Source organism: Mycobacterium sp. NGS63, assembly GCF_059812295.1.
Genome location: NZ_JCALCJ010000005.1, coordinates 451,485 through 464,352, shown reverse-complemented (window position 1 = coordinate 464,352; position 12,868 = coordinate 451,485). Strand labels below are relative to the sequence as shown.

15 protein-coding genes are annotated in these 12,868 nt (G+C 69.2%); 4 read left to right on the top strand and 11 right to left on the bottom strand.

Annotated elements, in window-relative coordinates:
• Window positions 1-3: 3 nt before the first annotated feature.
• The 4 genes from AC5Y4Z_RS16285 to AC5Y4Z_RS16270 form a co-directional block, all read right to left on the bottom strand.
• Window positions 4-552: a hypothetical protein gene (locus tag AC5Y4Z_RS16285; protein WP_499965482.1), complete on the bottom strand. Its 549-nt coding sequence runs from the start codon at window positions 550-552 to the stop codon at window positions 4-6.
• A 113-nt stretch (window positions 553-665) separates the two neighbouring features.
• Window positions 666-1,850, bottom strand: a complete 1,185-nt coding sequence (locus tag AC5Y4Z_RS16280; protein ID WP_499965481.1) for a CaiB/BaiF CoA transferase family protein — start codon at window positions 1,848-1,850, stop codon at window positions 666-668.
• 52 nt (window positions 1,851-1,902) lie between these two features.
• Window positions 1,903-2,424, bottom strand: coding sequence for a GNAT family N-acetyltransferase (locus AC5Y4Z_RS16275; protein WP_499965480.1), 522 nt, complete (start codon window positions 2,422-2,424; stop codon window positions 1,903-1,905).
• A gap of 8 nt (window positions 2,425-2,432) precedes the next feature.
• A complete protein-coding gene (locus AC5Y4Z_RS16270) occupies window positions 2,433-2,735 on the bottom strand; it encodes a type II toxin-antitoxin system TacA family antitoxin (protein WP_499965479.1) in 303 nt (100 codons plus the stop codon).
• An 89-nt stretch (window positions 2,736-2,824) separates the two neighbouring features.
• Here AC5Y4Z_RS16270 and AC5Y4Z_RS16265 point away from each other — a divergent pair, with 89 nt between their 5' ends.
• Window positions 2,825-3,502 (top strand): DUF427 domain-containing protein, encoded by a 678-nt coding sequence (locus tag AC5Y4Z_RS16265; RefSeq protein WP_499965478.1) that lies wholly within the window; start codon window positions 2,825-2,827, stop codon window positions 3,500-3,502.
• A gap of 67 nt (window positions 3,503-3,569) precedes the next feature.
• Here the strand turns inward: AC5Y4Z_RS16265 and AC5Y4Z_RS16260 are convergent, their stop codons facing one another.
• From AC5Y4Z_RS16260 to AC5Y4Z_RS16250, 3 genes are read right to left on the bottom strand one after another with little or no spacing between them, the layout of a single operon-like run.
• On the bottom strand, window positions 3,570-4,739 hold the full coding sequence (locus tag AC5Y4Z_RS16260) for an acyl-CoA dehydrogenase family protein (RefSeq protein ID WP_499965477.1): 1,170 nt from the start codon (window positions 4,737-4,739) through the stop codon (window positions 3,570-3,572).
• Window positions 4,739-5,653 (bottom strand): LLM class F420-dependent oxidoreductase, encoded by a 915-nt coding sequence (locus tag AC5Y4Z_RS16255; RefSeq protein ID WP_499965476.1) that lies wholly within the window; start codon window positions 5,651-5,653, stop codon window positions 4,739-4,741. The genes AC5Y4Z_RS16260 and AC5Y4Z_RS16255 overlap by 1 nt, the downstream gene beginning before the upstream one ends.
• Window positions 5,654-5,658: 5 nt before the next feature.
• Window positions 5,659-6,549, bottom strand: coding sequence for an acyl-CoA thioesterase (locus tag AC5Y4Z_RS16250; protein ID WP_499965475.1), 891 nt, complete (start codon window positions 6,547-6,549; stop codon window positions 5,659-5,661).
• A gap of 161 nt (window positions 6,550-6,710) precedes the next feature.
• On the opposite strand from AC5Y4Z_RS16250, the gene AC5Y4Z_RS16245 reads away from it, so the two are divergent.
• Genes AC5Y4Z_RS16245 through AC5Y4Z_RS16235 form a run of 3 tightly spaced genes read left to right on the top strand, consistent with a single transcriptional unit; the run spans window position 6,711 to window position 8,958 of the window.
• Window positions 6,711-7,529: an SMP-30/gluconolactonase/LRE family protein gene (locus AC5Y4Z_RS16245; RefSeq protein WP_499965474.1), complete on the top strand. Its 819-nt coding sequence runs from the start codon at window positions 6,711-6,713 to the stop codon at window positions 7,527-7,529.
• An 18-nt stretch (window positions 7,530-7,547) separates the two neighbouring features.
• Window positions 7,548-8,387 (top strand): thioesterase family protein, encoded by an 840-nt coding sequence (locus AC5Y4Z_RS16240; RefSeq protein WP_499965473.1) that lies wholly within the window; start codon window positions 7,548-7,550, stop codon window positions 8,385-8,387.
• A gap of 31 nt (window positions 8,388-8,418) precedes the next feature.
• A complete protein-coding gene (locus tag AC5Y4Z_RS16235; RefSeq protein ID WP_499965472.1) occupies window positions 8,419-8,958 on the top strand; it encodes a TetR/AcrR family transcriptional regulator in 540 nt (179 codons plus the stop codon).
• A gap of 108 nt (window positions 8,959-9,066) precedes the next feature.
• On the opposite strand, the gene AC5Y4Z_RS16230 is transcribed toward AC5Y4Z_RS16235, so the two are convergent.
• The 4 genes from AC5Y4Z_RS16230 to AC5Y4Z_RS16215 all read right to left on the bottom strand — a co-directional run bounded on the left by AC5Y4Z_RS16230 (window position 9,067) and on the right by AC5Y4Z_RS16215 (window position 12,754).
• Window positions 9,067-10,404 carry an FAD-binding oxidoreductase gene (locus AC5Y4Z_RS16230; RefSeq protein WP_499965471.1) on the bottom strand — a complete coding sequence of 446 codons (1,338 nt, stop codon included), beginning with the start codon at window positions 10,402-10,404 and terminating at the stop codon, window positions 9,067-9,069.
• Between the two features lie 34 nt (window positions 10,405-10,438).
• Complete coding sequence (locus tag AC5Y4Z_RS16225; protein WP_499965470.1) at window positions 10,439-10,786, bottom strand: WhiB family transcriptional regulator; 348 nt, start codon at window positions 10,784-10,786, stop codon at window positions 10,439-10,441.
• 102 nt (window positions 10,787-10,888) lie between these two features.
• Window positions 10,889-11,638: a glucose 1-dehydrogenase gene (locus tag AC5Y4Z_RS16220; protein ID WP_499965469.1), complete on the bottom strand. Its 750-nt coding sequence runs from the start codon at window positions 11,636-11,638 to the stop codon at window positions 10,889-10,891.
• Window positions 11,639-11,653: 15 nt separating this feature from the next.
• Entirely contained in the window at window positions 11,654-12,754 is a 1,101-nt protein-coding gene (locus tag AC5Y4Z_RS16215) for an NAD(P)H-dependent amine dehydrogenase family protein (protein ID WP_499965468.1), read from the bottom strand.
• Window positions 12,755-12,868: the final 114 nt, after the last annotated feature.

Genomic DNA, 12,868 nt, shown 5'->3' with positions numbered 1-12,868 from the left:
GGGCTAGTCGAGGCGCGCCGAGTCCGTCAGCAACGTCTCGGTGGGATCGACCGCGTCGCAGGCGATCCCGGCCGCCGCGAGCGCATACCCTTTGAATCTGCGCGCCGCGGCGCTGAGCACGTACTGCGCCCGGGTCGTCGCGCGGTCGACCGCCAGCGGCCAGCCGTCACCCCACAGGGCCACCTCGGTCAGCCGATCGCCCAGGGATTCCAGCACCTTCTCGCGCACGCGCGTGTCGGCGGTGAACGCCTCGGCGCTGACCGCCAGGCTGTGGCCGGTCGACCCCGCCAGGGCCGTCCGCGCCTCGGGGTCCAACGCCTGCACCCCGAGGATCCGCAGCGGGCGGGTGTCGCAGCTGTGTGGCAGCAGCACGTTCACCTGCCAGCCGGCCATCACCCGGTCGTAGAGCCAGCCCCCGGCCGACTGCACGACATCGGCGGCGCTGGCGGCGACGACATCGAGCCGATATCGCAGATTGTCGCCGTCCGCGCGGATTGCTCGCGGAGCGGTGACCCGGCTGTTGTGGCTGATGTCGAGCGTTGGAGTGACCATCAATCCGTTCCTCACCGCCGCACTCTGGGGTGCGTGGGCGTTTCCTGCAGGGTTTGGCATGGGCTTGTTGTCACCCGACAGCGTGACACTTCTGGCCAAATTTGTAAAGGTGCCTAGCCTTCGAATTGCCCGTTGCGCCGGGCTTTGAGTTCGGTAAGGACCTCGTCGGTGTGCTGACCCAGTTGCGGTGCCACCGAGCGCGGCGCCCACGGCGTGCCGTGGAAGTCCGCCGGGGTGGCCACCATCGCGACTCCCGCTTCCCCGTCGGGAACATCGACGATGCCGCCGGCGGCGTGGAACTGCTCGTCGGCCACGACGTCCTCGAGCGCGTTGACCGGCGACCAGAAGAGCTCGGGCTCTCCCGCGAAGATCTGCGCCCACTCATCGAGCGGGCGGGTCGCGAAGATCTCGTCCAGCTCGGCGATGAGCTGCACCGCGTTGACCGCGCGGGAGCGGGCGTCGCCGAACCGGGGATCGTCCTCGCCCCAGCCGGGGCGCCCCACCGCCCGGCACAGCGCGGGCCAGTGCCGCTCGGCCTCCAGCCCGACGAGCCAGAACCGCCGCCCGTCGGCAGCGGTGTAGTTGTTCATGCAGGGGTTGCCCATCGTTTCGCGCTGGCCGATCGCGATCGGCTGGCCGGTCAGCAGGTAGGTGTTGAGGTCGAAGCTGACCGTGTAGGCGCCCTGGCGGTACAGCGAGGTGGTGACCAGTTGGCCCGCGCCGGTGCGTTGGCGGGCGAGCAGCGCCGCACACACCGCGGCGGCCAGCGTCATCCCCGCCGAGTGGTCGCCCATGCCGCCCCGCTGAAACGGCGGCGTGTCGCCGGGTCGGGTCAGCAGGTGGGCGACCCCGGCGCGCGACCAGAACGCGGCGACGTCGTAGGCGGCGCGGTCGGCGTCGGGCCCGGTCTCGCCGTACCCGGTGATCAGGCCGTAGACCAGGCGCGGGTGGCGCGCCGCTACCGACTCGAAGTCGAGGCCGAGGCGTTGCAGCGCGGCGGGGCGCACGTTGGTCACGAAAACGTCTGCGTCGGAGAGCAATTCGAACGCGGCGTCCCGGCCCCCGTCGGTGGTGAGGTCCAAAACGACGCTGCGCTTGGAGCGGTTGTCCATTTCGAACGGCGGGTTGACCCCGAGGTCGCAGCCCAGCATCTTGCCGAACAGGCGGCCCGGGTCGCCGGTCGGCGGCTCGATCTTGATGACGTCGGCGCCCCAGTCGGCCAGGATGCCCCCGGTGGCCGGCCCGGCCACCCAGACCCCGAGCTCGACGACTTTGTAGCCTTCCATCGGTCCCGCCATGGGTAAGTTCCTACCCTGCATCGCGGCGGGGTCCTCCCACCGGGTCACAGGGTCAGCGGTCTTCAAATGCCGACGCGATCGCCTTCATCGGCAGAAAAAGGTGAAGTGGGTCGACCGGTGATTCCAGGAACTCCGCATGATGCAGATAGAAGGCGCGAGCATCGTCGTCGCGGGCATGGACCAAAAGGGCTGGTGCTGCTACCGATTTCGACAGCATGAGGACTCGCCGCATCGCGTCGCGCAAGAGACCCCACCCCAGACCACGTCCCTGCCACTCGGCATCGACTGCGAGCCGGGCCAGCAGAAAACACGGGACAGTTTCGGGAGCCTTTTTTGCCACCGCTTCGGGAGCGGCGGCGCGTTCGTACCCTGCGACCGTAATTGCGTAGTAACCGACGACGCGGCCGTCGAAAGTGCTGACGTAGGTGGTCGCATTGTTGGCCCGCTGGTTCTGCCAACTGTATTTCGCAAGCCACTCATCGAGCTCGGTCGCGCCCGACGCGAAGGCGGTCCGATCGTGCGCTCTGGTGAGCTTTTCGGGCCGGGTCGGCCTTGGTCGATCGCCTTCGGCCAACGGTCGCGTCAGTCGTGCTCGGCAAATGGACTGTCCCGCCGCAGAAGTCGATCGAGTTTGGGCATCGGCTCCAATGGAGCGTCGAGCAAGGCCTGAAACTCGGTCCACTGCTGTTCGCTCGCGACGAACCACTTGCGATCGGCAAGAACCCGCTCGGCGCTCTGCAAGGCGCTGTTGAGGATGAAGTCCGTGACGGTGCTGTCCGCCGCGTCCGCGGCCCGACGTATCAGCTGCTGCTGACGCGCGCTGGCGCGGATATTCAAGCGCTGGTCGCGTGCGGTCTTGGTGGTGACGGCCTCGGTATTGCGCATCGTTACCTCGCTAGTGACGTATGTACACCGTACATACGTCACGGTCCGGGTGTCAAGAACACACTCGCCCTCACGATAAGTTGGAAACGATGACTCTTGTGGCCGGACGCGGTCCACTCAGCAGCGATCCCGCGGGGCGGTTCTCGCCCCCGGTGCCCGACGGCCTCGTCTATATCGAGCCCCACCCCCGGCGGGTGCAGGCGCTGCGGGACGGGCGCGCGGTGATCGACACCGAGCGGGCGCTGCTGGTGCACCGGCAGGGCCGCCCGCTGAGCTACGTCTTCCCCGCCGACGTGGTCGGCGACCTGCCGACCGAACCCGAACCGGAGGCGCCGGGCTTCGTCCACGTCCCGTGGGACGCCGTCGACACCTGGCTGGAAGAGGGTCGCAAACTCGTCCACTACCCGCCCAACCCGTATCACCGCGTCGACTGCCGGCCGACGAAACGCCGCCTGCGCGTCTCCATCGCCGGCACCGTGTTGGTGGACACCGACGACACGGTGATCCTGTTCGAGACCGCCCTCGAGCCGCGCCTCTACGTCGACCCACAACACGTGCGCACCGACCTGCTGCGCGAATCGGAGACGTCGAGCTATTGCAACTACAAGGGCTTCGCGACGTACTGGTCGGCCGTCGTGGGGGGCCGGGATGTCGAGGATGTCGCGTGGAGCTACGACGATCCGCCCCCGGAAAGCCTGCCCGTCAAGGGTTTTCTGAGTTTCGACCCCGCCCGCTGCGACGTGGCGGCCGAACTGCCGCCCACCTGATCCGCGAGAGTGCAACTGGCAACACATCGCCCGAGTAGCCGTGTCGCTGGTTGCACTCTCGCGAAAGTCAGTAACTCGGCCGGCCCAGCCCGAGCTCGTGCTGGGCGATCATGTTGCGGAACACCTCCATGGTGCCGCCGTAGATGCCGGCGGGAACGCCGTGCCGGAAGATGAATTCGATAGCGCCGTCATCCGCGGAACCCGCTGTGTCGGTGGGCAATGCCGACGCCGGCGCCAGCAGGTCCATCAATTCCTGAGAGACCTCACGCATGGTCTGAATGAGCGCCACTCGCCCGTACATGCCCGGAGTCGACATGGCCGCCTCGATGCGGGCCATGCTGCGACCCAGCCGGTATTTCGTCGACTCGTCGTCGATCGGGCGCCGCCCGTCCGCATCGGGCGTGGACAGGATCGCCGCGACCCCGTCGGCCGCCTCGGCCATCAGATGGCCGTGCTCCGAGAGCATCGAAACATTCTGCAGGCCATGGTCTTCGATGTCGGTGATGCCATGTTCGGCGTCGAGAGCGAAGCGCATCACCGTCCAGCCGCCGTTGACCTCACCGATGCGGAAGAGGTCGTCGACGCGGACGTCGCTGTAGTAGACGATGTTGGTGCGGTCGCCGTCCAGGGTGCGGATCGGCTGGATCTCGATGCCCGGCGAATCGAGCGGCACCAGAAACATCGTCAGGTTTTTGTGCTTGGGTCCCTGCGGATCGGTGTTGGTGAGCAGGAAGACGTACCTGGCGTTCTGCGCGTTCGAGGTGAACATCTTGGACCCGTTGATAACCCAGCCCGAGCCGTCCCGCACGGCGCGGGTCTTGCAGGTGGCGACGTCGGAGCCGCCCTCGGGTTCGGTATAGCCCAGGCATATCCGGATCTCTCCGGACAGCACGCCCGGCAGCACCGCGTCGACGAGTTCGGCCGCCCCGAACTGGCGCACCAACCGCGCGACCGCCGCCGTGGTGCCCCAGTGGAACCACGGGGCATGGGCACGACCAATCTCGAGGTGGAAGATCCGCCGGCGCACCGGATTGAAGCCGCCCTCGGATTCCAGCTTCCAATCCGACGCCAAATAACCCGCTTCGCCCAGAGCCAAATGCACCGGCTCACTGAAGTTTTCACCGGTCTCACGATCGCGCCGCCGTACCTCCTCGGTGACATGCTCGGTGATGAACTCCCGGAACTGATCGTAAAAATCCTGATCCTCGGGTGAGAGCGTGACGTGCGAAAAGTCCATTACAGCGCGTCGATCACGTCGGCGCGGAACCGGTCGAGGGTTTCCAGCGCATGCGCCAGGCTGTCCCCGGGCAGATGCACGCTGACCCACGTCACACCCAGGGCCGCGAGCTTTTCCAGGCCGGAAAGGTAAGCGTCGGCGTTGAACTCGTCGGTCGCGGGGCTGCCGCCGTCGAAATTGGTGAAGGTGATGTCGATCGCCGAGGAGTCCCGGCCCGCCGCGTCACACCGGCGCCGCAGATCGTCGATGCCCTCGGTGAGGCGCTGCACCGAGTCGATGACGGCCGTGCCGGCGGTCTGGGCCAGTTGCGGCGGCGCGGGAAACGGGCACCAGCCGTCGCCGTAGAGCGCCACCCGCTGGCGCGAGGCCGCCGTGTTGCCGCCGATCCAGATCGGTGGGGGGCTGGCCGGCCGCGGGTGCGCGGTGATCCCGCGCGCGCTGAAATGCTTTCCCTCGAAGGAGATGTCGTCGCCCGCCCAGATCGCGCGGATCACCCGCAGCGCTTCCTCGAACAGCTCGGCCCGCTCGTCGTAGCTGACCCCGAGCGCCGCGAATTCCCGCTTGAGATAGCCGACCCCGACGGCCAGCGTGAACCGGCCACCCGACAGCAGATCCAGCGTCGCGCCGGACTTGGCCACCACGAACGGGTTTCGGTACGGCAGCACCACGATGTTGGGGATCAGGCGCAGCGTGCTGGTCCTGGCCGCCGCGAAGCCCAGTGCGACAAAGGGATCCACCGCGTCGTGGCCCCCGGCCTGAAGCCAGCGCTGCGACGGCGCGGGGTGATCGGTGAAGCCGAAGCCGTCGATCCCCGCCGCCTCGGCCGCCGCCGCCACCGTCGCAATGCCCTCCCCGGCCACCAATTCCGGGTTGTACGGATGGCTGTGCATCGGGTGGGTGAACGTGAAGCGCATGACGGTCAGAACCGCGCGCGGGAATCGATCGCGGTGTCGCTGGTGCGCAACGGGCGGATCAGCGCCTCCTGGGCGAAGGACGCCAGCAGCTCGCCCTCCTCGGAATGCACGGCGCCGCGCACGTACGACATCCCCGCGCCGACCTGGGTGCTCTCGTGGCTGTAGAGCAGCCACCCGTCCCAGCGCACCGGCTCGTGAAACGCGACCGAGATCGTCATCGGCGCGGTGGACACGGTGAGGTGGGCCTGGGCGGTGCCGATGCCCTCGTGCGCCCGCATGGTGGTGGAGATCCCGAGATGCCCGGTGAAGTACGCGACGAGCGCCTTGGCCAGGTCGTCGCGGGTGGGGATCGGGTCGTAGTGCAGCCACGCGTAGAGCTCCGGCGGGCCCACCTCGTCGGGGCTGTTGACGTCGACGACGTCGACCAGGCGCAGCTGCCGGCCGGCCATCGGCATCTCGGACACGTTGGCGTCGGCCGGCGCCGCCACGTCGGGGCGTGGCAGGTGGTGGCGGATCACGTCCCCGGTCGGGACGTCGGCCAGGACGGTGATGCTCAGGCAGCGCCGGCCGTTCTGGTGCACGGCGACGACGGCGGTCGCGGTGGACCGGCCTTCGGCCACCACGTCGAGGACGAGTTCGATCGGCGGGCCGACGGCCACGGCGCGCGAGAACACCGCGTGCGCCGAGCGCACCGACTTGTCCGGAAACCGCTTGGCCACAGCGACAATCGCCTGGGCGAGCACCTGGGTGCCCTCCACCACCTGGCGGCCGTCCCCCGCGTCAAACCCGGTTTCGGCCGTGAACCGGTCCTGCCCGTCGGCCTGCACGTCGAACAGGTCCAGCAGGCCCTGCACCGTCCACTCGGTCTGTCCGGATGCCTCCGATGCCTGGGTCAAGTCCGCTCCACCTCTCGCGCTCGCAGCTCAGGGGCTCAGCGTGACACTTTGAGCAAGATTTGTAAAGCTTGGCTAACGACATCCCGCACGCACCGGGTGAGATTGACACCGCAGCACGCCGTGCATGACACTTTTGCGGTGTTTTGTAAAGGCTTCCGCGCATGATCCCCGAGCCCCTGGCCAAGGGATTCTGCTTCGGTGAGGGCCCACGCTGGTTCGAAGGGCTGCTGTGGTTCTCCGACATGCTGGGCGAGGCCGTACACACCGCGGACATGCGCGGCTCGCTGACCACGTTGCCGCTGCCCGGGCGTTCGCCGTCGGGGCTGGGGTTTCGTCCCGACGGGTCGCTGCTGATCGTCTCGACCGAGGACCGGCAGGTGTTGCGCTACGACGGCGAAACGGTCGTCACCGCCGCCGACCTGGCCGACCTGACGCCGACCAACCTGGGCGACATGGTCGTCGACGGCGCCGGGCGCGCCTATATCGGATGCCAGGCGTTCTCCGGCGGCGCGATCATCCGCCTCGACGCCGACGACACCCCTACCGTCGTCGCCGACGACCTCGACTTCCCTAACGGCATGGTGATCACCCCCGACGGCACGACGCTGATCGTGGCCGAATCGACGGGCCGCCGGCTGACCGCGTTCGCCATCGGCGCGGACGGCGGGCTGGGTGACCGCCGCGTCTTCGCCGACGGCCTGGACGGGCCGCCGGACGGCATCGCGCTGGACGCCGAGGGCGGGGTGTGGGTGGCGATGACGCTGGCGCACCAGTTCGAGCGGATCGTCGAGGGCGGCGCCGTGACCGACCGCATCGACATGGCCGAGCGGGTGGCGATCGCGTGTGCGCTCGGCGGTCCGGCGCGGCGCACGCTGTTCCTGCTGTCCAGCACCGACGCCTATCCGCGGCGGCTGGTCGGCACCCGGCTCTCGCGGCTGGACGCCGTGACCGTCGACATCCCCGGCGCCGGGCTGCCCTGACATCCGAGAGGTACACGAGTGACCGACGCGTATTACGAGCTCATCGACTCCGACGGGCCGGGCGAAAAGTTCCGGGCGACCGACCTGGCGCGCGGCACCTGGTCGGCCGCGATCCAGCACGGCGGCCCGGTGTCGGCGCTGCTGGTCCGGGCGCTGGAACGGTGCGACCAGCGCGAGGACACCCGGCTGTCGCGCGTCGTCATCGACCTGTTGGGCGGGGTGCCGGCCGAGGGCGACCTGTGGGTCAGCTCGCAGGTGCAGCGGGGCGGCAAGCAGATCGAACTGGTCGGCGCCGAGATGCTCGCGCCCGGTCCCGACGGCCAACCCCGGCCGGTGGCGCGCGCCAGCGCCTGGCGACTGCAGCAGCTGGACACCCACGCCGTCGCCCACGCCGCGGCGCCGCTGCCCCGGCCGCGCGGCGAAGCCTTCGACCGCAACCTCAAGGCCAAGGACTGGGACCGCAACTACGTGCACAGCCTGGAGTGGCTGTGGCTGACCGAGCCGCTGACCCCGGGCCCCGGCGAATCCTGGATCAGGCCGACCGTGGACCTCGTCAACGGCGAGACCATGACACCGCTGGAGCGGCTGTTCGCGGTGGCCGACTGCGCCAACGGCATCGGCAGCAAGCTGGACATCAGCAAGTGGACGTTCCTCAACACCGACCTCGCCGTGCACGTGTTCCGGGTTCCCGACGGCGACTGGATCGGCATCCGCGCGGAGACCAGCTACGGGCCGGACGGGGTCGGGACGACGGTCGGCACGCTGTTCGACGAGCGGGGCGCAGTCGGCGCCATCCAGCAGTGCGTGCTGGTGCGCGGGCGCCCGCCCAAGCCGGGCCGGGAAGCGAAAACACCGTGACACATCGGCGATACTTCGTAAAGATTCACCTATGAGCCAGCCGGCCCCCGCGGCAGAGATCGACACCTCGACGCGTCAGCGCATCCTCGACGCCACCGCCAAGGTGCTCGGCCGCAACGGCAAGACCAAGCTCAGCCTGTCCGAGGTGGCCACCCAGGCGGGGGTCTCCCGTCCCACGCTGTACCGCTGGTTCGCGTCCAAAGAGGAGCTGCTGTCGGCGTTCTCGCAATACGAGCGGCAGTACTTCGAGAGCGGCCTGGTCAAGGCCACCTCGGGGCTGAAGGGCGCCGACAAGCTCGACGCCGTGCTGCGGTTCATCGTCGAGTACCAGGATTCGTACTCGGGCGTGCGCATGGTCGACGTGGAACCCGAGCACACGATCGCGCAGTTCGCCCGCGTCATTCCCGAGATGCGCGCCGGCCTGCAGCGCCACCTCTCCGGGCCCAACGCCGCGGTGAAGGCGGCGACGGTGATCCGGATCGCCATTTCGCACTACATCGTGCGCAGCGACGACGCCGAGGAGTTCCTCGAGCAGCTGCGCCACGCCGTCGGGATCAAAGGCAGCGGGTAGCCCCATCCCCCCGGGGCCCCCGCGAGCGGCCGTGTTTGTACGGTGACACGCCGTATTTCGCGTACATTTGCGGACCCTCGCGGCAGGTGACGCGGCGCGCGAGGGCGATCAGAACAGCACCGCGGCGTTGAGGTAGCCGGTCGGGTCCAGCGCGGCCTTGACCGCCCGCATCGCGGCGATGTCGGCGGGCTCCCGCGACATGCCCAGGTAGGCCCGCTTGCGGCTGCCGACGCCGTGCTCGGAGCTGACGTTGCCGCCGCACGCCGCGATGAGCTCCATCATCGGCGCGTACAGCGTCGGCTCCCGCTCGACCGGGCAGCGCAGCACGTTGAGGTGCAGGTTGCCCTCGCCGACGTGGCCGAACAACACCGGCAGCGCCTCGGCGACCTGCGCGCGGACCAACGCGACCGCGTCGCGGGCGAACCCGCCGATCGCCGCCAGCGGCAACGACAGGTCGAACTTCAGCGGCGGCCCGTACACGCCGAGCACCTCGGCCAGCGATTCCCGAACGCGCCACAACCGTTGCTGCGCAGCCACATCCACGCCGACCGCGGGTTCCCCGCACAGCCGCGCGCCGTCGAGCAGCTCGGCCAGCCGTTCGGTCTGGTCGAGGTCGGCGGCCAGCTCCACCAGCAGCAGCCACTCGCCGGCCACCGGCGCGCCCACCCCGAGGTGCTCGGCCGTCAGCGCCGCGGCGCGGCCGTCGATGAGCTCCAGCGCCGCGATGCCGTCCACGTCGCGGAACGTGCGGCCGGCGTCGATCAGCGCCTCGAGGTCGGCGAACCCGCACACCGCAGTGACCCGATGCGACGGCGCGGGGTGCAGCCGCAGGTCCAGTTCGGTGATGACGCCGAGCGTGCCCTCGGCGCCCACGAACAGCGCCGGCAGGTCGTAGCCGGTGTTGTCGCGGCGCACCAGGCTGTGGCGGCGCAGCAGCGAGCCGTCGGGCAGCGCCACCTGCAGGCCGACGATCTGCTCGCCCATGTTGCCGTAGCGCACGGTGCGCAGGCCGCCGGCGTTGGTGGAGGCCATGCCGCCGACGGTCGCGGTGTCCCGCGCGGCAAGGTCCACCCCGAACACCAAACCCGCTGCGGCAGCGGCGCTTTGCACGGCGGCCAGGGCCGCTCCGGCGCCCACCGCGATGCGGCGCTCGACGGTGTCGACGTCGCTCACGGCGCGAAGCCGCTCGGTGGACAGCAGCACGTCGTCGTGCTCGGGAACGGTGCCGGCCACCAGCGAGGTGCGCCCGCCCTGCACCGTCACGTGCGCCCCGGCGTCGCGGCACACCCGCAGCACCTCGGCGACCTGCTCGGCGGACGCCGGCCGCACCAGCGCGCTGGCCCGCCCGCGGTAGCGGCCGGTGTGGTCGACGCTGCGGCCCGCCAGCACGTCGGGGTCGGTCACGACGTGCGGCGAACCCACCACGTCGGCCAGGCTGCGAAGCATGCTGGCGGTTATACCAACTGACGATGCCGGCGACTCAGCCGGCGCTACGGTTTGTTCGCTCGCTCAGGAAATTTGACCAGGACACCACCTCGGGGTGGTGCTGGAGCAGGGCCCGGCGCTGGCGTTCGGTCATGCCGCCCCAGATGCCGAATTCGACGCGGTTGTCCAACGCCTCAGCCGCGCACTCCTGCATCACCGGGCAGTGCCGGCACAGCGCCGCGGCCTTGCGTTGGGCGGCGCCCGTCACGAACAGCCCGTCGGGGTCGCTGGCCGCGCATAGCGCTCTCGACGCCCAGCCGGCGGGCTCTTCCGGCGCCGGGATGCGGACCAATCCCCGCAGCACCGTCGGATGTGGCCTTCCGTCGCGCATTGACCCCGTCATGAGCTAATCCCCTTTCGCGGCCCGAATCCCGCACGCAGGTGCGCCCCAGCCCTATTCCCGGGCAGGGAGTGGCTTAAACAACACAAGTCAAATAGCGACGGCTCAGAACGCCTTGTGCGGCACGTCGGTGACCAGCCCGCCGTCCATCACGAACTCGCTGCCGGTCGTGTAGGAGGACTCGTCGCTGGCGAGGAACAGCACGAAGGTCGAGACCTCGCGGGATTCGCCCGGGCGGCCCAGCGGGACGGTGACCATGTCCTCGGGCAGCTTCTCGGTCATCGGGGTGCGGATGAAGCCGGGGTGGATCGAGTTGACCCGGATGTTGAACGGCGCCAACTCCAGCGCCGCCGACTTGGCCAGGCCGCGCACCGCCCACTTCGACGCGACGTACGGGTGCACGGCGGGCGCGCCGCGCAGCCCCTCGATCGACGACACGTTGATGATCGAGCCGCCGCCGGCCGCGGTCATCGGGTCGACGGCCACCCGCATGCCCAGGAAGGTGCCGGTCAGGTTGACGTCAATCACCTTCTGCCACTTGCCCAGGTCGAAATTGCGCAGTTGCCCGAGCGCGACGATGCCGGCGTTGTTGACCAACACGTTGAGCTTGCCGAACTCGGCGATCGCCAGGGCGACCGCGGCGTCCCACTGGTCGGGTTGCGTGACGTCGAGGTGGACGTAGCGCGCGGCGTCTCCGATCGCATTGATTTCGGAGGCAAGCGCTTGTCCCTCGTCATCGAGGACGTCGCCGATCACCACTTTGGCGCCTTCCTCCACGAGCATGCGCGCGTGCGAGGCGCCCATGCCGCGGGCGCCGCCACTGATCAGCGCGACCTTGCCGTCTACCCGTCCCACTCGTGCTCCCTTCGGTTAGGTGGTCACCAAATCGGTTGGCGCGTAAAGCCCCTTGCCGGTGACCAGCGGCAGGCCCAGCGTGGTCACGATGCCGGGTGGCGACGCGATGACGTCGGGGATGGCGTTGACGATGCGCCCGGCCGCGCCGGCGATCGCGGCGTGGTTGTGGTCGCCCTTGCGGCTGCCGGGAACGATGTCCACGGCGTAGGACGGCTCGCCGGTGATCTCGACGCGATACGAGCCGCCACCCGAAGCCGGTTGCCGCCATTCGGGTTTCAGGTCGGGGCGCAGCCGGGTGATGTGCTCGATGACGATGGCGGGGTGCCCCTTGACCATGCCGCGGATCTCGAACTGCAGGGCGGCCACCGTGCCCTTGGCGACGTGCCCGACGGCGATGTCGAAGTCTTCGGGCGCCGGCTCGCGCTGGTATGACTCGGTGATCTCGTCGACCTCGATGCCGAGGCCCGCCGCCAGTTGCCGGATCGCCGTCCCCCACGCGATGCTGAGCACGCCGGGCTGCAGCAGCATCGGCACCTCGTCCAGGGGCCGCGCGAAGCCCATGTAGTTCATGACTTCCTGGCCGTTGTAGCTCGCGTAGTCGTGGATCTCCATGCAGCGCACCTGCTCGATGCGCTGGCAGGTTCCGGCGAGCGCGAACGGGATCAGGTCGTTGACGAAACCCGGGTCGACCCCGCTGATGAAGATGCTCGAATTACCTTGCCGGGCAGCGTCTTCCACCCGAGCGATGTACTTGTCGGGCAGGACGCCCCACGGGTACTGCAGCAGGCCCGGGGAGGATCCGACCACGTCGATGCCGGCGGCCAGGATGCGCATGACGTCGGCCATCGCGTCTGGCAGCCGGGTGTCGCCCATGGCGCAGTAGACGACGCAGTCGGGCCGGGTGGCCAGCAAGGCGTCGAGGTCATTGACGGCCGTGACTCCGGTCTGGACGGGTTCGTCCAGGCCGAGGCCGCACAGCTCGCCGGCGTCGCGGCCCACCTTCTCCGGCGTGGACACGCACACACCCGTCAGGTGGAACAACGGGTTGGTGATCAGTTGGGCTAAGGCCAGTCCTCCGACGTTTCCGGTGCCGACGTGCGCGACGCGGATGGCCATGAGAGTCTCCGTCCCTGAAACCGCTCGAAACGTTTCTAGACAGTAGTCCACTATTTATGGGACGCCCACGGGGGCCGACTTGCGCGAAACGCCAGACTTCCCGTCGGCGCCGTT

Excerpts from the sequence above, each read along its gene's own strand:
- AC5Y4Z_RS16285 (WP_499965482.1), bottom strand. The coding sequence starts at position 552 with ATGGTCACTCCAACGCTCGACATCAGCCACAACAGCCGGGTCACCGCT.
- AC5Y4Z_RS16280 (WP_499965481.1), bottom strand. The coding sequence starts at position 1,850 with ATGGCGGGACCGATGGAAGGCTACAAAGTCGTCGAGCTCGGGGTCTGG.
- AC5Y4Z_RS16270 (WP_499965479.1), bottom strand. The coding sequence starts at position 2,735 with ATGCGCAATACCGAGGCCGTCACCACCAAGACCGCACGCGACCAGCGC.
- AC5Y4Z_RS16265 (WP_499965478.1), top strand. The coding sequence starts at position 2,825 with ATGACTCTTGTGGCCGGACGCGGTCCACTCAGCAGCGATCCCGCGGGG.
- AC5Y4Z_RS16260 (WP_499965477.1), bottom strand. The coding sequence starts at position 4,739 with ATGGACTTTTCGCACGTCACGCTCTCACCCGAGGATCAGGATTTTTAC.
- AC5Y4Z_RS16255 (WP_499965476.1), bottom strand. The coding sequence starts at position 5,653 with ATGCGCTTCACGTTCACCCACCCGATGCACAGCCATCCGTACAACCCG.
- AC5Y4Z_RS16245 (WP_499965474.1), top strand. The coding sequence starts at position 6,711 with ATGATCCCCGAGCCCCTGGCCAAGGGATTCTGCTTCGGTGAGGGCCCA.
- AC5Y4Z_RS16235 (WP_499965472.1), top strand. The coding sequence starts at position 8,419 with ATGAGCCAGCCGGCCCCCGCGGCAGAGATCGACACCTCGACGCGTCAG.
- AC5Y4Z_RS16230 (WP_499965471.1), bottom strand. The coding sequence starts at position 10,404 with ATGCTTCGCAGCCTGGCCGACGTGGTGGGTTCGCCGCACGTCGTGACC.
- AC5Y4Z_RS16225 (WP_499965470.1), bottom strand. The coding sequence starts at position 10,786 with ATGACGGGGTCAATGCGCGACGGAAGGCCACATCCGACGGTGCTGCGG.
- AC5Y4Z_RS16215 (WP_499965468.1), bottom strand. The coding sequence starts at position 12,754 with ATGGCCATCCGCGTCGCGCACGTCGGCACCGGAAACGTCGGAGGACTG.